We start from the raw sequence: 18,064 nt of genomic DNA, 5'->3' as shown, positions 1-18,064 counted from the left end.
TTGTGGGAAGCCTGACCCGCGGAGGACACCATGGCTAGCATCTGGGATGCAAACGTCGAGTTGAAGATAGACGATCGTTTTCACGTCATCAGGAACGCCCGAGAGGCGGTCGCATTCCTGATGAAGTCCTGGCCCGAGACGAAGAGCGAGAGTTACGCAACAGCTCGAAAGATCTGCCTGGATGCAGCCAATGGAGAAGTCCCAAGCGCGGAAGCCAGGGCGGCGTTCGAAGCTGCCGCGAAAGAAGCCGGCCTCCTGCGATAGGCCCGCGGTGAGGAACTTAATCATGCTGCCTGCCCTCGCCGCTCAAGCGCCTTCAGGTACGCGGCCTTGATCTCCTCGAAACGGGCGATGTCGTATTCCTTGATGGTGATCTCGTTTTCGGGGCGCGGCTTCTTAGAGCCGTGGCCATGGTCTTCGAGCCAGGTCATAGCGCTGGCGATGCGTCGATCGAGCCAAGCGATCATTTCGGCGGGATCCGTCATCAGTGCGACACCCCGTATTCAGCCTCGATGCTGCTCAGCCACTCCAGCCCCTTCCGCGCGACGCGGCGATGGCTTTCCTGGCAGCAACTGTCGTTCATGCGAACCGAGATGTCGGCCCAGCGCTGGTGCATCATCTTGAGGGCAGCGGTCAGTGCAACCTTGAAACTCTCGTGCTCGCCCCAGAACGGGCCGCCATGTCCGCAATACCCGCCGACACTGTCACCTGTATTGATCGACCAAGTACCGTCACCGTTGGCCATGATGCCGATTTTTCCATAGCTCCAACCGCTCTTATCGAGGTTGGTCTGGAGCCACAGCGGTTCATCGAAGGCGGACGCCGGCGGAGGCATCATCAGATCGAACATCGAAAGCTGCTGCATCACTGGTCGCTCCCTTCCGCGATCTCCGGGCAGATCCATTCCGCGAGTGACGAGCCGATACCGCGCAGCTTCTCAGCGATGATCAGCCGTTGCTTCAAGCTGAGCCAACGCACGAATACGGGCGGTCTTTTCGATGAATTCGACATGGTCCCTCTTTGCTGCGCGCAGCAGCGCTCGTTCTTAAGGACCACGCCGTCTGCATGCAGCTCGTCACCGATGGCTTCATGACCGTTCGGCCCGGGAATGAATTGAGCGGCGGCGATGATGTCTTTCGTGTAACCGATGCCGGCAAGGCTGCAGTTGCCGAGCATAGCCCAGCGCCTCCGAAGCTCACCCGCAGCCAGCAGCGGTATCAGGACTATCTCGATGCTAATTGCTCGATGACCTTCATCGAATACCTCCGGTACCGCGATCGGCGCGACAGGAGGGCAGCATGACGGTCGAACGCTCCATAGCCATCTACATCAGCGAGGGAGCCGCCAAGCGCCTTGCCCTAATCTCCGCCGAGACAGGACGGCTCGTCGAAGAACTCGCCGAATGCTCGATCGAGGAGGCGGCGCTTGATTACTTCCGCCATCGCAAGGACGACCCGGCGAAAGGCGGTGCTGCATGACCGACCTCCATTCCGAAAGAACGATCAAGGCAACGCGCAAGCAGCATCACTGCGAGCAATGCGGCCGTGCGATCGAGGTTAGATCTCCGGCTCACTACGCGTTCGGCATCTACGAAGGCGATACCTACAGCACTCACACGCACGTCGAATGCCACGCCTCTGCCCGCGCTTATGCGGAACTCAACGGCTGCTGGGGAGAAGATTACCCTTGGTTCCAACACATGGACCGAGACATCGATTGGACCTGCTGGCTACTCGAACACCACCCGATCGTTGCTGAGCGTCTGAACATTCAGCCCGTAGAAGACGAGGTGGAATCATGAACCTGCTCCGATCCTTCCGCACATGGCTCTTCCTTCGGAATGTCGACCGCCGGGTCTACCGCAAGCACCCGCAGCTTCGTGAGCGCGCCGAGGCTATTGCGGCCGCGCGTCAGAACCACCGCAAAACGAAACAGCTTCAGGAAGACCAGCAGAACGACATGCTGCGCCTTCTCCGGGAGAACATGTGATGACGGCTCGCTATTTCCACGGCGGGTTCGGTGGCCTCTCGGTCGGCCAGTTCGTTTTGCCACCGGCCAAGACCCGCGCCCCCTCGACCGCTCGGTTCGGCGCCGCAGGCGTCTGCGATCCCAGCAAGGTCTATGTCAGCACCGATGCTGGCGGAGCCTTGATCTACGCCGCCATGCATTTCTCCGGTCGCGGCAAGGTCTATGAGGTTGAGCCCATCGGCGAACTGACGCCGGATCCAGACGCTCGTGTCGATGGCCTCTCATTCGCTTGCGACAAGGCCCGCGTGCTGCGCGTCATCCGCCTCAAGGGCAAGACGATCAAGCGTGTCCAGAAAATCGTTGTAGAGGATGCCTGATGTCAAATCGACAGCAACACCTATCGACTGCTCTTGGGGACCTCTTCGTCGAAACGAGTCTTTTGGCGTCCCGGGTCGTCGTCAAGGATCTCCTCCTCCTCGTCTTCCGGCAAGGCTTCATCCGGCTCCATGTTCGCTTCGTCCCGACTTGGAACGGGCGGCACCCGGCCATTGTCGGCCGGACGCTCGTCGGCATCCTCTACAGAGGACGCTCCAGATCGGTCAGGCAATGGAATCGGCTCAAGATCCATCTCCGGCGGGCGTGGCCTTACAATGGGCTTCGGCATCGTCTCTTTCGTTTCGGTCTTGTTGACCTTGGCGGCTTTCATGTTTCGGCTCCTTTCCAACTGGAAAACGAACCGTTCGCTGTCGGTAAAGTTCCGTACGGGGAGGCAAGCTGATGCGCAGCATCCCAGAATGGATCGGCAAGCACGACGACCAGAAAGTCCCTGATCGCGTCCGCATGCGCATCTTCGACCGTGAGGGCGGCATCTGCCACCTGACCGGCGAGAAAATCGACCCGGTGCGCGACGAGTGGGATGTCGACCACAAGGTTGCCCTGATCCTCGGCGGCGAGCACCGCGAGACCAACCTATTCCCAGCCAAGCGTGAGCCTCACCGCCGGAAGACGGCGGTCGAGATGAAGGTCAAATCCAAGATCGCCCGCACCCGCAAGAAGCACCTGGGCATCGACAAGCCGAAGTCCAGCTTGTCCCACCCGCGTTTCAAGCGCTGCATGGACGGAACGGTCGTTGACCGTAGAACGGGAGAAATCATTCGATGAGCGATCTTCTCATGACAAGACGTGCGGTTTTCTCTGAATGCGGCCTGTACCGCTACCTGCTTGAGCATGACTTCGGCGGCAATGGCCCCGTCATATCGCTCGGAATGGTCAACCCTTCCGACGCGAACGGCGAAAAGAACGATCCGACAATGACGAAGGTGGACGGCTTCGCGATGCGTCTCGGCGCCAGCAAGGTTTCAGTCTGGAACCTGTGCGCGCTCGTCAACAAGGAAGTGAAGGCGCTCGCCGCTGCACCAGATCCAATCGGCCCCGAGAATGATGCCTACATCGCGAGAGCCATCACGAATGCCGACATTCACATCGTCGCTTGGGGACCCGCGTCAAAGCTCCCGAAGGCACTGCGCACAAGATGGCGGGCGGTCGTTGATGTTCTATCGACGGCAGGCGCCAACCCGATGTGTTGGGGCACCGCCCTCGACGGCCAGCCCCGCCACCCATTGATGCTGGCCTATGCCACTCCTCTTGTACCTTGGGAGGCCCCATGACCGCTCCAATGCTGCTCGACAGCGAGCAAGCTGCTGAACTGCTCAATGTCTCGACACGGACCTTGCGTGAATTTGTGAAGGCTGGCGATATAGCCTATGTGCCGCTCGGCGCCGGCAGGTCGAAACCGCGCCTCGGCTTCACCATGGACGACATCAACGAATTCATAAAAAGCCGGAGAACACGCGAGTGTCCGTCTACAAGCCAAAGAACACCCCGTACTACCACTTCGACTTCCAAGTCGCAGGTGTACGATATTATGGCTCTACGGAAACAGCGAACCGACGCGAAGCAGAAGCCCGCGAGAAGGTAGAGAAGGACAAGGCCAAGGCGGCTGCAAAGGCCGCCAAGCACGCCCAGGGCGCCGGCCCCCTCACCCTCGGCATTGCGACCGCAAGATACTGGACCGAGATCGGCCAGCACCACGCCAACAGTGAAACCACCTGGACCGACATCAACCGCCTCGTCGATTACTTCGGCGCGGCGAAGCTCATGTCCGCGATCGGCGACAACGATATCGCCAAGCTCGTCCAGTGGCGACGGGCCCAAACGGCATGGGGAAAGGCAGAGACGAAGGACGGCGAGCCGATGCGGCTCGTGTCGGCCGCAACCGTCAATCGGTCGACGACGCTCGTCATCAAGAAGATTTTCACCCGGGCGAAGCGCACCTGGCGCTATGACTTCCCGCTTGAACCTAACTGGCGCGACCATTGGCTCAAGGAGCCGGTCGAGCGTGTCCGCGAACTGAAGCAGACCGAAAGCTCGTCGCTCTATCTCGCGACCAGGAGCGACTATCAGCCAATCTTCGATTTCGTCCGCGCCACAGGTCTGCGGCTGCAAGAGTGCATTTTGAAGTGGTCCGAGGTGGACTGGCAGACGGGGTGGATAACGAAGCCGGGAAAGAACGATCGACCGGTGCGAACAGCGATCACGAGCGAGGTGCGGGAGATCCTGCTCCCGCTACGCGGGCATCATCACGAATTCGTGTTCACGTATCAGGCGGCCCGCCCGAGGGCTGCCGATGCTTCGTACAAGGGAGATGGGGAAGGACGAAAGAAAGGCGACCGGTACCCGATCACCTACAGCGGGTTGAAAACCCAATGGAAGCGGATCCGCGGCAAAGCCGGCGTCGATGATTTCCGATTCCATGACTTCCGCCACGATCTGGCGACCAAGCTACTGCGCGAAACCGGGAACCTGAAAACGGTGCAAAAAGCACTCAGCCACCGCGATATCAAGACGACGACACGCTATGCGCACGTGCTCGACGAGGAAGTCGCGGGCGCTCTCGAATCGCTTTCGAAGCGCAGACGTGCACAAAGGAAGAACAAATGACCGGGGCGCTTCGGGACTTTTTCGGGACTATCCGTTCCCGAACCCGAGTTTTGAGCGCGATATGTTCCGGTCGCCTCTTCTCGATGAGTGGCGGTAGCGAGCCAACATCATTGAAAATAAAGAGAAAAATGGTCGGAGCGGCGGGATTCGAACCCACGACCCCTTGACCCCCAGTCAAGTGCGCTACCGGGCTGCGCTACGCTCCGAACCGAGGAAACCCCTATATAACCAGCGCTTAGAGCGCAAGCGGGAATTTCGCACTCGGCGTGAAAAAGAAATCTCTGGCGTGGAAAAGCTGCGGGCACTCGGCGGGTCGATCAGAAGAAAAGTCCATTTTGTCGGAAGATCGCCCATGGATCGGCGATCCTCGATCGCAATGGAACCTTCACCAAACCTGAAATCACATCGTTGGAAACGCTGCCCCTGACGTAACGTGAGCTTGCCATCACAACCGATTTGAGGGACAGTTTGGTACTGGCCCTTGAGGCCTGGAGCCTCCCTTTCAGGAGTAGACCATGCCTCTTAAATCTCTGATGGCCGTAACCGCACTTGTCGTCCTGACGCTGTCCGGATGCGCGACGTCCGGTTCGACCAACACAACCTACGCGCAGTGGAACGGCCCCTATCCGCAGCCTGATGTTTCCGCATCCAGCCCCGGTGGTTTCCGTATGTCCTACTAAACGCGGCAACTTTAGTGTGAGCGACAGAACACGGGCCCTGTGGGCATCCCTCAGTCGCTCACGTCAATGCATGCGTGGTTTGCCCCTTCCCTTGGGCCTGCAGCATTTGAATGCGAGCCGCCAATCTCACAAACTGACGATCGAACGAGTATTCGCCGATTGCTCGGCCGGAACCGTCGGCTGACTGTTATGCGACCCACGACCGCGCAAGCGTCACGCCTGCGTCGTCGGTCAATTTTCCTATGGTCTTGAAGGCGGGGCGCCTCGTCGGACGAGCACGCGCTTGGTAGGCGACCGCGGTACTCTCAGCGCACCTGATCGAGCAGGCGTTTGCATTCCAGGAGATCGTAGAGCGCCTCCTGCAGCAGCGCCCGGTCTTCCTTGCCGACGGACGACGATTTGCCGAGCGAGATTTCCGGCACGTCGTCGCTGCCGCCGCCGAACGAGAAGAAGCGGCGGCTCGCCGGTGCCTTGGCGCGGCCGACGATCTGATCTTCTTCCGAAACGCCGGCCTTGGGCGGTGCCGGCTCCTCGTTGCTCGACGCCGCAAGCGCTTCGACGGTTGCGAGATCGCCGCTGGCAATGGCGGCAACGAACTTGTTGCCGTTGGTTTTCAACAGCTTCTGCACGCCCTTGATGGTGTAGCCGTGATCATAGAGCAGATGCCGGATACCCTTCAGGAGATCGACATCCTCCGGCCGATAATAGCGACGACCGCCGCCGCGCTTCATCGGCTTGATCTGCTGGAAACGGGTTTCCCAGAAGCGCAGAACATGCTGCGGCAGATCGAGGTCGTCGGCGACCTCGCTGATGGTGCGGAAAGCGTCCGGGCTCTTTTCCATGTGGTTCCCAATCCATGTCACGCGACTCACGCTCGCGGGCCGCAATGAACCGATATCATACCGATGATGGCACGAATCGGGTCCATTTCAACGGCTTATGGATGGGTTTTCAACCACATTTGTGGCTGAAGCCATGACTTCACGCCGCGGGAGATGCCGGCTTCTGCTTCGCTCTACGGCTGAGATGGGCCTTCAGCACGCGCTGCTTGAGCACGTTGGACGCCTTGAAGGTCATCACACGACGCGGCGAGATCGGCACTTCCTCGCCGGTCTTCGGGTTTCGCCCGATGCGTTCGTTCTTGTCGCGGACCTGGAAGGTCGCGAAAGAAGACAGCTTCACGCTCTCGCCACGCACGATTGCGTTGCATATTTCATCAATGACGGTTTCCACCAACTCGGCAGACTCTGTCCGTGACAGACCTACCTTGCGAAAAACCGACTCAGCCAAGTCTGCTCGTGTTACTGTTTTTCCGCTCATCTTCCCCCACCAACGTCTGGCACGCCGATCAGCGACCGAAGACTATTGCCCTTGCCTATTGTGGTCAAGCGCCTGCGTTGCCTCAGCATTTTTTACCAGCGTATCAGAACGGAGCCCCAAGTGAAGCCACCACCCATGGCTTCGAGCAGAACGAGATCGCCCTTTTTGATCCGGCCATCGGCCGCCGCGGTGTTCAGGGCCAGCGGAATGGACGCCGCGGAGGTGTTGCCATGGAGATCGACTGTCACCACAACCTTATCGAGCGGGATGCAGAGCTTCTTGGCCGAGCCATCGATGATGCGCCGGTTGGCCTGGTGCGGCACAAGCCAATCGATGTCCTCGGCCGTCGTGCCGGTCGCCTCGAAGGCTGCCTCGATAACGTCGGTGATCATGCCGACCGCGTGCTTGAAGACTTCGCGGCCTTCCATCTTGAGATGGCCCACCGTTCCCGTGGTCGAAGGACCACCATCGACATAGAGCTTGTCGCGATGGGCGCCGTCCGAGCGAAGCTTCGCCGTCAGCACGCCACGGTCGGCATTCGTACCCTCGCCTTCCTGGGCTTCCAGGATGATGGCACCGGCGCCGTCGCCGAAGAGCACGCAGGTCGTCCGGTCGCTCCAGTCGAGGATGCGCGAGAACGTCTCCGAGCCGATCACCAGCACGCGCTTGGCAAGACCGCCGCGGATGTAGGCGTCGGCCGTCGTCACCGCATAGACGAAGCCGGAACAAACGGCCTGCATATCGAAGGCTGCGCCATGGCGCATGCCAAGGCGATCCTGGATATTGACGGCGGTTGCCGGAAACGTGTTGTCCGGAGTCGAGGTCGCCAGGATGATGAGGTCGATGTCATCTGGCGTAAGCCCGGCATTGGCGAGTGCGGCGCGCGCGGCGCCTTCGCCGAGCGACGCGGTCGTTTCACCCTCGCCGGCGATGTGGCGCTGCCGGATGCCGGTGCGCTGCACAATCCACTCATCGGACGTATCGACCTTGGATTCCAGCTCCTGATTGGTAACAACGCGCTTCGGCAAAGCTGCGCCGAAGCCGCGGACGACGGAACGGATCATCTATTCAAACCTCATCATTCATGCCGGCGGAAAGGGCCTGCGGCGGTTCTGCACCATGGTACTTCGCCAGATCGAGCTCGATCTTCGACTTCAGGCCATTCTTCACCATGTCGTAGCCGACATCGATCGCGGCTGCGAAACCTTCGGCATCCGCACCACCATGGCTCTTGATCACGACGCCATTGAGGCCAAGGAATACACCACCGTTGACCTTCCTGGGATCCATCTTCTCGCGCAGGCGATCGAACGCACCCTTGGCCAGGATGTAGCCGATTTTGGCAAGCAGGGTGCGCGACATTGCAGCGCGCAGGTATTCGGCAATCTGGCGTGCGGTGCCTTCGGCTGCCTTCAGCGCGATATTGCCGGAAAAGCCTTCGGTCACAACGACGTCGACCGTCCCACGGCCGATGTCGTCGCCTTCGACGAAACCGTAATAGTCAAAGCCATCGATATTGGCTTCACGGATCAGGCGGCCAGCTTCCTTGACCTCTTCCTGTCCCTTGATTTCCTCGACACCGACGTTGAGAAGCCCAACCATCGGTCGTTCGATCTCGAAGAGGGCCCGCGCCATGGCGCCGCCCATCAGCGCGAAGTCCATGAGTTGCTGCGCATCCGCACCGATCGTCGCGCCGACGTCGAGCACGATGCTCTCGCCCTTCAGCGTCGGCCAGATGGCAGCGATCGCCGGGCGCTGGATCCCCTGCATCGTGCGCAGACAGAAGACCGACATGGCCATGAGCGCGCCGGTATTGCCGGCCGAAACGACGACATCGGCCTCGCCGGCATTGATCGCGTCGATCGCCTTCCACATGCTCGATTTGCCGCGGCCGCGGCGAAGCGCCTGGCTCGGCTTCTCGTCCATCGCCACGGCGATTTCACAATCGTAAAAGGTGCTGCTGGCCTTGAGCTTCGGATATTTTCCCAAGAGTTCCGCGCATTGCGCTTCGATACCGAACAACACGAACTTGATGTCCGGATGACGTTCGAGCGCTCTTGCGGCACCCGGGATGACGACTTCGGGACCATAGTCGCCACCCATCACGTCAAGTGAAATTCTGACCACGCGTGTCTTATCCTTCATTTCTGCCACACAACACGTGCCGTCGTGGCGCACTCACCTGGGACGCAATGACGAAACATATTGCTTCTGACGCTTGAGCCAAGCACGCGGCAGATCGCTTCACGGCTCTTTTGGCCGGTTTGGGGCCAAAATACTGCTTTTCCTTTGCGTGACAACCGAATTGTAGAAGAGGCTTTCGCGGCCTCAGTCCTTTTTCCAGTCCTTCAGGACAGCAAACGGGTTCGGCTTCTTGTCGTCCGCTGAGGTGCTCTCGATTCGCTCGCCGAAAGCCGCACCCGGCTTGCGCGGATAGGGGTCGATGGCAAGCGCCACCTGCTCGCTGACGACGACGCCGGCATCGATCGTGTCGCCCGTGAACGTGTCGGGGATGTCGGGACCATCCGGGTCGAGAATCATCTCGCCGCCGTCGTTGCTCGCCTGGCGGGCGAGCCGCGATCCTTCGGGAACCAGGATCGCTTCGACCGGTTCATGGATGTCGGCCTCGACGGGCTCGAGCGTCACCACGCAGCTTTGCACGATGCGGGCCGTGACATCGCCCTTGATCTTGACGCCATCCTTCTTCCAGCGCGCGATCTGCAACTCTGCGCTGAGCGACAGCACGTCCCTGACGCCCCAGAGCTTCGCCAATGCCGCCCTTTCCCGCTCGTTTGCTGAAAGCTGCACGCTGACAGCGTTCGCCGAGATATGCCCCACCTTCACCGGATAGGAGAAGGCCGGCTGGCTATCGTCTTTCATGATCGGATCCTTCCTCGCCAGGGCGATTGATGCCGCCCAGTCGCGAATGCAGCTGCCGCCCGGGTTCCGGCTCGCGGCGCTGATATCTCTTAATAACCGCTCTATTAAACGCCAGCGGATGGAATCTGCAACTGACCGGCCTCGACAACCTCTTCGGCAATGTCGGCGAGGTGCGCCTCGACAGTCAGCAGATAGGCTGCAAGCGCCTCCATCGAGGGTGCTGCATCGCCGCCTTCCGGATGAAAGTTACGCTTGAGTGCCGCTGCCAAGGCGGCCGTATCCTTCGCTTCCAGCGCTGCCGCGTAGGACTCGAGGCGACCGTAATACATGCCGGCCAGCTTCTTCATCTTCTTCGGAACGCCGGCATCGCCCACGCCGAGTTCGCGGATCGAGTGATCGACGTCCTCGAAGAAAGCGTCGATGATCTCCTGCGCGATCTCCTGGCCGGGCCTTGCCGAAGCACGGGTGCGGCGGAAGTAGAGGATCAGCATAGCCGACAGCATCTCGAACCGCCCCATGACCGTGTCCGGCACATTGAGGTCGGTGTAGAGATAAGGTTGGCGCGCGGCCGACGTCAGCAGTGCATACTGACGCTCGACAATCACGGCATTGCCGCTTTTTCTTTTGAACAGTCCAAAAATCATCACAAAGCTCGGGCTTGGCTTTCTCGAAATGCGCGCAAGCGCCCATCCCGTTGTTGCATGACAGCCGAAGCTGGTTTACCGAAGCAGGCACGAATTGCAATGGCGGATCTGCCATCGTTTCTCCAAGGGGAGCTGTCGTTGACGAAGCGGTATTTGAGAAAAAACTTTAAAACCCTCGGCCGCGTGGCGGCCGTAGCTACCATCGCTGGTCTCACCCTTTCAGCCTGCCAGTCCGCCAATGTCGGTGAAGTCCTTCATCAGGGTTATGTGGTTGACCAGGAAACGCTAAACCTCGTTCCCGTCGGCTCCAGCCGCGAGCAGGTGCTCCTGTCGCTCGGCACCCCGTCGACGACCGCGACCTTCGACAACGAAGTGTTCTACTACATTTCGCAGACCCGCAAGCGTCCCGTCGCCTTCATGAAGCCTCAGCTGGTCGACCAGTCGATCCTTGCTGTTTACTTCGACAAGGAAGGTACTGTCAGCCAGCTCGCACACTATACGCTGAAGGATGGCAAGGTCTTCGACATGCTGTCGCGCACGACGCCGACCGGCGGCAAGGAAACGAGCTTCCTCGGCCAGCTGTTGAGCGGACCAGGTGCCGGACAGGCTGCTGCAAAGAGCCTGTTCAAGGACTTCGGCAGCAAGTAGTTAACCCATCACAAAGCAAAAGGCCCGCGGAAGTCTCTTCCGCGGGCCTTTTTCGTTTCAGCGATACAATCAGGCGAGGACGGCCAGAAGCAGCAGCGCCACGATGTTGGTGATCTTGATCGCAGGGTTCACCGCCGGACCGGCCGTATCCTTGTAGGGATCGCCCACCGTGTCACCGGTGACGGATGCCTTGTGCGCCTCCGAGCCCTTGAGATGACGCTCGCCGTTCTTGTCGACGAAGCCATCCTCGAAGCTCTTCTTGGCATTGTCCCAGGCGCCGCCGCCCGACGTCATCGAGATCGCCACGAACAGGCCGTTGACGATGACACCGAGAAGCGATGCGCCGAGTGCTGCGAAGGCCGAGGCCTTCGAGCCCGACAGAAGCAGCACGCCAAAGTAGACGACGATAGGTGCGAGCACCGGCAACAGCGAGGGAACGACCATTTCACGGATCGCCGCCTTCGTCAGAAGGTCGACGGCGCGACCATAGTCCGGCCGCTCCGTGCCTTCCATGATGCCGGGTTTTTCGCGGAACTGTCGACGAACCTCCTCAACGATGGATCCGGCCGCACGGCCGACCGCCGTCATCGCGATACCGCCGAAGAGGTAGGGGATGAGACCGCCGAAGATCAGGCCTGCCACAACGTAGGGGTTGGAGAGATCGAAGGAGATCTGGCCCACATCGGCAAAGTACGGGTACTTGTCACCATTCGCCGCAAAGTAGCGGAGGTCGTTCGAATAGGCCGCGAAGAGCACCAGCGCGCCGAGACCGGCCGAACCGATCGCATAGCCCTTGGTGACGGCCTTTGTGGTGTTGCCGACCGCGTCGAGCGCATCGGTGGATTTGCGCACTTCCGGCGGCAGATGCGACATTTCCGCGATGCCGCCGGCATTATCCGTCACCGGACCGAAGGCATCGAGTGCCACAATCATGCCGGCAAGACCGAGCATGGCGGTGACGGCGATGCCGGTCCCGAAGAGGCCGGCGAGTTGGTAGGTGAAGATGATGCCGCCAACGATGACGATCGCCGGCAGGGCCGTCGATTCCAGCGAGACGGCAAGCCCCTGGATCACGTTGGTGCCATGGCCGGTGACCGAAGCCTGGGCGATCGAGTTCACCGGCCGTTTGTTGGTGCCGGTATAATATTCCGTGATCACCACGATCAGGGCCGTCACTATCAGGCCGAGAATGCCGCAGAAAAACAGATTCCAGCCGGTGATGTCCTTGCCGTCAACCGTACCAATGGTGCCCCATCCGATCGTGAAGGACGTGGCTGCGCCGAGACCGAGGATCGACAACACGCCGGTGACGATCAGGCCCCTGTAGAGAGCGCCCATGATCGAGTTGTTGGTACCGAGCTTGACGAAGAAGGTGCCGATGATCGACGTGATGATGCAGGCTGCGCAGATGGCCAGCGGATAGACCATGACCGTCGCGAGCACCGGCGTGCCGGCGAAGAAGATCGCCGCCAGCACCATGGTCGCGACGACCGAGACGGCGTAGGTCTCGAACAGGTCGGCCGCCATGCCGGCGCAATCGCCGACATTGTCGCCGACGTTATCGGCAATCGTTGCCGGATTGCGCGGATCGTCTTCCGGAATGCCGGCCTCCACCTTGCCGACGAGGTCCCCACCGACGTCGGCGCCCTTGGTGAAGATGCCCCCGCCGAGACGGGCGAAGATGGAGATCAGAGAAGCGCCGAAACCGAGCGCGACCAGCGCGTCGATGACTTCGCGCGAGGCGGGCTCATGCCCGAGGCCGGCCGTGAGGACGACGTAGTAGACGGAGACGCCGAGAAGCGCCAGGCCCGCTACGAGAAGGCCGGTAATCGCGCCTGACTTGAAAGCGATGTCGAGGCCGGAGGCAAGGCTGACGGAAGCCGCCTGGGCAGTGCGGACGTTTGCCCGAACGGAAACATGCATGCCGATGAAGCCCGCAGCGCCCGAAAGGATCGCACCGACCAGAAAGCCGAAAGCGGCGGCGGAAGAAAGAAGAACCCAAGCGGCGATGAAAACGACAACACCGACGATGGCAATGGTCTTGTACTGACGCGTGAGATAGGCCTGCGCCCCTTCACGAATGTAGCCTGCGATTTCTTGCATGCGGGCGTTCCCCTGGTCGGCGGCCATCACCGACTGTGTTGCCCAGATGGCATAAACCACCGCGAGCAACCCGCATGCGATAACGCCCAATAAAATGGTCATTTCGCATTACCCTCCGTTACAACCCGCGGACTCACTCCCGGCCACGGGCCCCTCAAAACCGCGAATCACGCGCCACCTCCTCAAGCAGCACCCCTCACGGCGCGGCCAGAGTGCGGTTGCAACGGGAGATCGTCAAGCCCCGGAAAACGCCAGTGAGAAGGCGCTCCGGCGGCTTTGAATGTCGGGAGAATGGAGTTAGGCGGCGGCGTTCCGCGGTGTGCGCTTCAGGAGCAGCAGAAGTACCAGGCAGACGATGGTGACCGGCCACACGACCGCGTTCAGCATGTCCCATCCATAGGCGGACAGCACTTTGCCTGAGGCAAAGGACGACAGCGCCACGGTGGTGAAGAGGATGATGTCGTGGAAAGCCTGGACCTTGTCGGCTTCCTGCGGACGGTAACTGCTGGCGACGATCGCCGTCGAGCCGATGAAGCCGAAATTCCAGCCGAGCCCGAGCAGCACCAGCGCACCCCAGAAGTTCCAGAGTTCGATGCCCATATGCGCCACAGTCGCACAGGCCATTAGGAGAAGCAGGCCGCAGCCGACGATGCGCTCGGCGCCGAAGCGGCTGATCAGCCAGCCGGTGAAGAAGCTCGGAGCGAACATCGCCAGCACGTGCCACTGGATGCCGAGCGTCGCAAGCTCGGTCGAAAACCCGCAGCCCACCACCATCTCGACGGGAGCACCGGTCATCATGAAGGTCATCAGCGCATAGCTGGAGATGCCGCAGACCATGCCGGTGGCGAAGCGCTGGCTGCGCACGATCACGCCGAGAGGACGCACGGCCTCATGGTGGTGATCTTTCACGATCGCACCCGGTTCGGGCAACCGCAGGGGTGCGAAGAAGAACGCCGCGAGCAGGCAGATCGGCAGCAGCACGACGAAAGCGCCGGCAAAGGCGACGGGCGCAAACAGGTCTCCGGCAAAGATGACGATCTGCGGGCCGAGTACGGCCGAAACGATACCGCCGCCAAGGATCAGCGAGATCGCCTTGGGTTTGTAGAACGACGGGGAAGCATCGGCGGCGGCGAAACGCAGCTTTTGGGTGAAGCCGTTCGACGAGCCGAGCATCGCGAGAGCAAAGGCGAAAAGCCAGAAGCTTTCGCGGAAGAGCGCGACGGCGGCGAGCGCCGCGCCTGCGGCAGCGATCCCGGTCCCGGTCATGAAGGCAAACCGGCGGCCGATCAGGCGCGAGAGCATCGCGACCAGCACGACGCCAAGCGCCATGCCGACGTTGAAGGCGGTGAGAGGTGCTGTTGCCAGCGACTTGTCTTCCGCCAGCAACTGGTAGCCGGCGACACCGCCGATGGAGAAGCAGATCGGTCCGACGACGCCGAGAATGGCCTGCGCGGCAGTCAGATGGAAAACGTTGCGGCGCGCTTCGCGAAGGGTGGCCCCCATGTCATCCGCAGCAACCGCAACCATAAACTCTACTTCCTGGACTCGCTACGAACCTGCTTGGCAATACGATCGAGAACGGCATTGACCAGCTTCGGCTCGTCATCCTCGAAGAAGGCCTTGGCGATCTCGACATACTCGGTGACGATCACCGGAACCGGCACGTCCTTGCGTTCCAGCATTTCGAAGGTGCCGGCACGCAGGATGGCGCGCACGGTAGAATCGAGCCGCGACAGTGCCCAGTCGTCCTGAAGCGCCGAACCGATCAACGGATCGAGCTTGCGCTGGTCGCGCACGACGCCGGCGACGATCGAGCGGAACCAGGAGGCGTCAGCCTTCAGATAGGTGTCGCCGTCGACGTCCTGGCCGAGGCGATGGGCTTCGTACTCGGCAACCACTTCGAGCACGCCGGTGCCGCCAATGTCCATCTGATAGAGCGCCTGCACCGCGGCAAGGCGCGCTGCGCCGCGCTGGTTGACCTGCTTCAGTGGCTGATCCGAGGGTGTCTTCGTCACTTTTCCGTGCCCAGTTTCTTCTTCAATTCAATCATGGTGAGCGCCGCACGCGCAGCAAAGCCACCCTTGTCACCTTCCGAACGGCGGGCGCGTGCCCAGGCTTGATCGTCATTCTCGACCGTCAGGATGCCGTTGCCGATGGCGAGGCTTTCGCTCACGGCGAGATCCATGATGGCCCGCGAAGATTCGTTCGCGACGATATCGAAATGATAGGTCTCGCCGCGAATGACCATGCCGAGCGCGACGAAGCCGTCATATTCCGTACCGCCTTCGTCGGCACCGTCGAGTGCCATGGCGATCGCCGGCGGGATTTCGAGCGCGCCCGGAACCGTCACGATATCATAGGTGGCCCCGGCTGCGTCCAGCGCATGTTTGGCGCCGTCGAGCAATGCATCGGCCATATCGTCATAGAAACGCGCTTCCACAATCAGAATGTGGGCTGCCGTGGTCTCTGCCATGGATCACCTGTCTTTGAGAGTTCGTCGCCGGTTGCGACCGGCAGGCGGCGGTCAAACCATGCCCGGCGCCGAATGGCAAGCAAATTCCGCCGCAAACGGCCTTTTGCCGCGCCGAACAGTGCCAGAATACCAAGCCCGAAGGGCTATCCTTGCCGTTCGGGCTTCGAACACAATCGCATGGTTGCTTGCGGTTTGCCACGCGGAACAGCAAGTTCAGGTACCAGACAGGAATTGAACGAGGCATCCGCATGCTTGCGACCCCGTCAACGATCCGCCTCCCCCGCGCCCCTCAAGCGGTCCTCTTCGATGTGGACGGGCTGCTTTTCGACACCGAGGCGCTTGCCCGCGACGCCATGATGCGGACCGCACCGGATTTCGGCTACGAGATGCCCGCCTCGCTCTACTCGACACGATCGGCCTCCCGGGCGACGCGACGCGGTCCGTGCTGAGGCACAGCGCGCTCCGCCGCCGCGGCTACCGTCATAGGATTGCAAAATCGAGGCATAAGCAACGTAACGTTTATCAATTTCGACGCTTGTCGGTTGACGTTCCCTCGATCGCGCGACACGGATAGGAACGGACCGTGGATGCTTATTGCGAAATGCACGGCGTCAGGGAGATAGACATGACGGAAACGCGAAAACCGATCGTCAATCCGAAGACCCTCAACCTCGACCATTGGACGAAAGGCGAAGGGTTCGAATCGAGCGACGCTTCCTTCGGCGCGTTGCTGGGCCTTAAGGATCTCGGTATTGGCTACGGTGAAGTGCCGCCGGGCAAGTCCGGCTGCCCGTTCCACAATCACCACGTCGAGGAGGAGCTTTTCATCATCCTCGAAGGCGAAGGCACGTATCGCTTCGGCAACGAGCGCTATGCGGTTGGACCGGGCGACATTCTTGGCGCGCCTGCAGGCGGGCCGGAAACGGCGCATCACCTGATCAACACTGGCAGCGTGGCGCTCAAATACTTGTCCATTTCGACCATGGCGGCCACCGAGATCTGCGAGTACCCGGACTCGGGCAAGTTCCTCGCCAAGACGCGCAGTGCTGATGGCCAGAGGCGATTCCGCTTCATTGGCAGACTGGAAGACACTGTCGACTATTGGGACGGTGAGCCCGGCGCCTGAGTTTACCCACAACATAGGATCGAACATGCATAGCGTGCCTATCATCGAGACAGACCGCCTCATCCTGCGCCCCTATCGCCGTGACGACTTCCCCTCCTACGCAGGGCTGTTCGGCGATGCCGAGGTGATCCGCTATGTCGGTGGGGTTCCTTTTACGCGTGAACAATCCTGGACGCGGTTCCTGCGCCAGGTGGGCATGTGGCACTATTTCGGCTTTGGCTTCTTTGCCATTCAGGATCGGGAAACAAGCGCTTTTCTTGGCGAGGCCGGGTTTCACGATGTACACCGCGCCATCACGCCCTCGCTTGAAGGCACGATGGAGACCGGATGGGCGCTTTCACCAAAGGCCCATGGCCAGGGGCTTGCGACAGAAGCGGTCAGTGCGGCGCTGAAATGGGCCGATCACCAGTTTCCCACGCTCCGCAAAACCTGCATCATCGATGTCGGCAACCGTGCCTCAATCCGGGTTGCGGAGAAGCATGGCTTCAAGGAATTCTGGCGGACGACCTACCATGGCAACCACGTGATCATGTTCGAGCGCCATCAGAAGGCAACGACGACGCACAAGTTGCGTGCGCACGCCGAAACATGAACAATTTTTAATTGTTTTCCAGACCCTTACGCCACGGAAACGGCCAGAATCCGGGCCAGCTTTCTAGGCGTTGGCACGACGCGCCCCCGCCCCAAGCCGAGGAAACGCCGCCCCAATCAGTCGAAACCGTCCAGCACGTCTCAATGCGGGTGACGCCACCCGCAATCGACGTTTGCTGGCCGCTGCGGCACGAGATGGTGACCGGTCTCCGAGGCCCATAAGGGTCACCCGTTCGGGTAGGAGCCCGGCAGTCGCGATGTCGCAAGCAAACAAAGAGCATGACTCGCTGCCCTCTCCGCCCTGTCCTTCGGCGGCGTTTCCTACGCGGCAGGCGCAGCGATGAACTGGCCGGCCGAGATCAACCACACGGTTCGCGAATTCAAGGGCGACCAGTTCACCGTCGTTGACGTCAACACGCTCAAGGAATCGAGCCAGACGCGCCTGTGGATCGACGAAGCCACGCCGCAACAACTCTCGTCCCTCCACGCAGCGGTCAACGCCAACAAGCCGCTTGCAGCCAAGCTGAAGGGCCAGAACGTCGAGATGAACAACATCGCCGGCGCTGAACAGGCGGCCGATGGCAACCTGACCTTCTATCTACGCTGAGCCGCCAATCGCCCTCTCAAAACG

The 18,064-nt window shown here is 60.8% G+C and carries 28 protein-coding genes, 1 tRNA gene and 1 pseudogene; 15 read left to right on the top strand and 15 right to left on the bottom strand.

Features of this window, described 5'->3' with window-relative positions; translation table 11 throughout:
• The first annotated feature begins 30 nt into the window (after positions 1-30).
• Entirely contained in the window at positions 31-264 is a 234-nt protein-coding gene (locus BLU35_RS04535) for a DUF982 domain-containing protein (RefSeq protein ID WP_058328648.1), read from the top strand.
• Positions 265-284: 20 nt separating this feature from the next.
• Here BLU35_RS04535 and BLU35_RS04530 read toward each other — a convergent pair whose 3' ends face one another.
• Genes BLU35_RS04530 through BLU35_RS35545 form a run of 3 tightly spaced genes read right to left on the bottom strand, consistent with a single transcriptional unit; the run spans position 285 to position 1,176 of the window.
• Positions 285-485, bottom strand: a complete 201-nt coding sequence (locus BLU35_RS04530) for a hypothetical protein (RefSeq protein WP_093232218.1) — start codon at positions 483-485, stop codon at positions 285-287.
• Complete coding sequence (locus tag BLU35_RS04525; protein WP_093232217.1) at positions 485-865, bottom strand: hypothetical protein; 381 nt, start codon at positions 863-865, stop codon at positions 485-487. Before BLU35_RS04525 ends, BLU35_RS04530 begins: the two co-directional genes overlap by 1 nt.
• Positions 865-1,176, bottom strand: coding sequence for a hypothetical protein (locus BLU35_RS35545; RefSeq protein ID WP_176907123.1), 312 nt, complete (start codon positions 1,174-1,176; stop codon positions 865-867). Before BLU35_RS35545 ends, BLU35_RS04525 begins: the two co-directional genes overlap by 1 nt.
• Positions 1,177-1,298: 122 nt before the next feature.
• Here BLU35_RS35545 and BLU35_RS04515 point away from each other — a divergent pair, with 122 nt between their 5' ends.
• Genes BLU35_RS04515 through BLU35_RS04500 form a run of 4 tightly spaced genes read left to right on the top strand, consistent with a single transcriptional unit; the run spans position 1,299 to position 2,345 of the window.
• A complete protein-coding gene (locus BLU35_RS04515) occupies positions 1,299-1,478 on the top strand; it encodes a hypothetical protein (protein WP_093232216.1) in 180 nt (59 codons plus the stop codon).
• Positions 1,475-1,801, top strand: a complete 327-nt coding sequence (locus BLU35_RS04510; RefSeq protein ID WP_093232215.1) for a hypothetical protein — start codon at positions 1,475-1,477, stop codon at positions 1,799-1,801. Before BLU35_RS04515 ends, BLU35_RS04510 begins: the two co-directional genes overlap by 4 nt.
• On the top strand, positions 1,798-1,989 hold the full coding sequence (locus tag BLU35_RS04505; protein ID WP_093232214.1) for a hypothetical protein: 192 nt from the start codon (positions 1,798-1,800) through the stop codon (positions 1,987-1,989). Before BLU35_RS04510 ends, BLU35_RS04505 begins: the two co-directional genes overlap by 4 nt.
• Positions 1,989-2,345, top strand: coding sequence for a hypothetical protein (locus BLU35_RS04500; protein ID WP_093232213.1), 357 nt, complete (start codon positions 1,989-1,991; stop codon positions 2,343-2,345). Before BLU35_RS04505 ends, BLU35_RS04500 begins: the two co-directional genes overlap by 1 nt.
• A gap of 20 nt (positions 2,346-2,365) precedes the next feature.
• Here BLU35_RS04500 and BLU35_RS04495 read toward each other — a convergent pair whose 3' ends face one another.
• Positions 2,366-2,674, bottom strand: a complete 309-nt coding sequence (locus BLU35_RS04495; protein WP_093232212.1) for a hypothetical protein — start codon at positions 2,672-2,674, stop codon at positions 2,366-2,368.
• A 71-nt stretch (positions 2,675-2,745) separates the two neighbouring features.
• On the opposite strand from BLU35_RS04495, the gene BLU35_RS04490 reads away from it, so the two are divergent.
• From BLU35_RS04490 to BLU35_RS04475, 4 genes and pseudogenes are all read left to right on the top strand, one after another.
• Entirely contained in the window at positions 2,746-3,129 is a 384-nt protein-coding gene (locus tag BLU35_RS04490) for an HNH endonuclease (RefSeq protein ID WP_093232211.1), read from the top strand.
• Positions 3,126-3,635 carry a DUF1643 domain-containing protein gene (locus tag BLU35_RS04485; RefSeq protein ID WP_093232210.1) on the top strand — a complete coding sequence of 170 codons (510 nt, stop codon included), beginning with the start codon at positions 3,126-3,128 and terminating at the stop codon, positions 3,633-3,635. The genes BLU35_RS04490 and BLU35_RS04485 overlap by 4 nt, the downstream gene beginning before the upstream one ends.
• Positions 3,632-3,802, top strand: a pseudogene (locus BLU35_RS36590) (helix-turn-helix domain-containing protein); the annotation flags it as partial. The gene BLU35_RS04485 and the pseudogene BLU35_RS36590, both read left to right, overlap by 4 nt.
• 20 nt (positions 3,803-3,822) lie before the next feature.
• Positions 3,823-4,968, top strand: a complete 1,146-nt coding sequence (locus BLU35_RS04475; protein WP_093232208.1) for a tyrosine-type recombinase/integrase — start codon at positions 3,823-3,825, stop codon at positions 4,966-4,968.
• Between the two features lie 129 nt (positions 4,969-5,097).
• Here the strand turns inward: BLU35_RS04475 and BLU35_RS04470 are convergent.
• A tRNA-Pro gene (locus BLU35_RS04470) sits at positions 5,098-5,174 on the bottom strand.
• 309 nt (positions 5,175-5,483) lie between these two features.
• On the opposite strand from BLU35_RS04470, the gene BLU35_RS35540 reads away from it, so the two are divergent.
• Complete coding sequence (locus BLU35_RS35540) at positions 5,484-5,648, top strand: hypothetical protein (protein ID WP_093232207.1); 165 nt, start codon at positions 5,484-5,486, stop codon at positions 5,646-5,648.
• 305 nt (positions 5,649-5,953) lie between these two features.
• Here the strand turns inward: BLU35_RS35540 and BLU35_RS04460 are convergent, their stop codons facing one another.
• The 6 genes from BLU35_RS04460 to BLU35_RS04435 all read right to left on the bottom strand — a co-directional run bounded on the left by BLU35_RS04460 (position 5,954) and on the right by BLU35_RS04435 (position 10,492).
• Complete coding sequence (locus BLU35_RS04460; RefSeq protein WP_057252555.1) at positions 5,954-6,490, bottom strand: MerR family transcriptional regulator; 537 nt, start codon at positions 6,488-6,490, stop codon at positions 5,954-5,956.
• Positions 6,491-6,629: 139 nt separating this feature from the next.
• A complete protein-coding gene (locus BLU35_RS04455; protein WP_057252557.1) occupies positions 6,630-6,968 on the bottom strand; it encodes an integration host factor subunit alpha in 339 nt (112 codons plus the stop codon).
• Between the two features lie 92 nt (positions 6,969-7,060).
• Positions 7,061-8,032, bottom strand: a complete 972-nt coding sequence (locus BLU35_RS04450) for a beta-ketoacyl-ACP synthase III (RefSeq protein WP_057252559.1) — start codon at positions 8,030-8,032, stop codon at positions 7,061-7,063.
• 4 nt (positions 8,033-8,036) lie between these two features.
• Positions 8,037-9,095, bottom strand: coding sequence for a phosphate acyltransferase PlsX (gene plsX / locus BLU35_RS04445; RefSeq protein WP_058320505.1), 1,059 nt, complete (start codon positions 9,093-9,095; stop codon positions 8,037-8,039).
• 201 nt (positions 9,096-9,296) lie between these two features.
• Positions 9,297-9,848 carry a YceD family protein gene (locus BLU35_RS04440; protein ID WP_057252561.1) on the bottom strand — a complete coding sequence of 184 codons (552 nt, stop codon included), beginning with the start codon at positions 9,846-9,848 and terminating at the stop codon, positions 9,297-9,299.
• A 104-nt stretch (positions 9,849-9,952) separates the two neighbouring features.
• Complete coding sequence (locus BLU35_RS04435) at positions 9,953-10,492, bottom strand: ubiquinol-cytochrome C chaperone family protein (protein WP_057252563.1); 540 nt, start codon at positions 10,490-10,492, stop codon at positions 9,953-9,955.
• 138 nt (positions 10,493-10,630) lie between these two features.
• On the opposite strand from BLU35_RS04435, the gene BLU35_RS04430 reads away from it, so the two are divergent.
• Entirely contained in the window at positions 10,631-11,140 is a 510-nt protein-coding gene (locus tag BLU35_RS04430; protein ID WP_057252891.1) for an outer membrane protein assembly factor BamE, read from the top strand.
• A 69-nt stretch (positions 11,141-11,209) separates the two neighbouring features.
• On the opposite strand, the gene BLU35_RS04425 is transcribed toward BLU35_RS04430, so the two are convergent.
• The 4 genes from BLU35_RS04425 to ribH all read right to left on the bottom strand — a co-directional run bounded on the left by BLU35_RS04425 (position 11,210) and on the right by ribH (position 15,716).
• On the bottom strand, positions 11,210-13,345 hold the full coding sequence (locus BLU35_RS04425; RefSeq protein WP_093232206.1) for a sodium-translocating pyrophosphatase: 2,136 nt from the start codon (positions 13,343-13,345) through the stop codon (positions 11,210-11,212).
• 195 nt (positions 13,346-13,540) lie between these two features.
• The gene (locus BLU35_RS04420; protein ID WP_286161432.1) at positions 13,541-14,770 is read right to left on the bottom strand and encodes an MFS transporter; all 1,230 of its coding nucleotides are present in this window, start codon (positions 14,768-14,770) and stop codon (positions 13,541-13,543) included.
• A 5-nt stretch (positions 14,771-14,775) separates the two neighbouring features.
• Positions 14,776-15,258, bottom strand: coding sequence for a transcription antitermination factor NusB (nusB, locus tag BLU35_RS04415; RefSeq protein WP_058329384.1), 483 nt, complete (start codon positions 15,256-15,258; stop codon positions 14,776-14,778).
• A complete protein-coding gene (ribH, locus tag BLU35_RS04410; protein ID WP_034803742.1) occupies positions 15,255-15,716 on the bottom strand; it encodes a 6,7-dimethyl-8-ribityllumazine synthase in 462 nt (153 codons plus the stop codon). The genes nusB and ribH overlap by 4 nt, the downstream gene beginning before the upstream one ends.
• A gap of 248 nt (positions 15,717-15,964) precedes the next feature.
• On the opposite strand from ribH, the gene BLU35_RS04405 reads away from it, so the two are divergent.
• The 4 genes from BLU35_RS04405 to BLU35_RS04390 all read left to right on the top strand — a co-directional run bounded on the left by BLU35_RS04405 (position 15,965) and on the right by BLU35_RS04390 (position 18,040).
• On the top strand, positions 15,965-16,165 hold the full coding sequence (locus tag BLU35_RS04405; RefSeq protein ID WP_093232205.1) for a hypothetical protein: 201 nt from the start codon (positions 15,965-15,967) through the stop codon (positions 16,163-16,165).
• Positions 16,166-16,341: 176 nt separating this feature from the next.
• Positions 16,342-16,842: a cupin domain-containing protein gene (locus BLU35_RS04400; protein WP_093232204.1), complete on the top strand. Its 501-nt coding sequence runs from the start codon at positions 16,342-16,344 to the stop codon at positions 16,840-16,842.
• Positions 16,843-16,867: 25 nt separating this feature from the next.
• A complete protein-coding gene (locus tag BLU35_RS04395; protein WP_093232336.1) occupies positions 16,868-17,434 on the top strand; it encodes a GNAT family N-acetyltransferase in 567 nt (188 codons plus the stop codon).
• Between the two features lie 339 nt (positions 17,435-17,773).
• A complete protein-coding gene (locus tag BLU35_RS04390) occupies positions 17,774-18,040 on the top strand; it encodes a hypothetical protein (RefSeq protein WP_286161431.1) in 267 nt (88 codons plus the stop codon).
• Positions 18,041-18,064: the final 24 nt, after the last annotated feature.

This window comes from Sinorhizobium sp. NFACC03 (genome assembly GCF_900103435.1).
In the GTDB taxonomy this organism is placed as follows: Bacteria; Pseudomonadota; Alphaproteobacteria; order Rhizobiales; family Rhizobiaceae; genus Ensifer.
The sequence above is the reverse complement of the archived record's forward strand: the minus strand, read 5'-3'. Positions and strand labels throughout refer to the sequence as shown.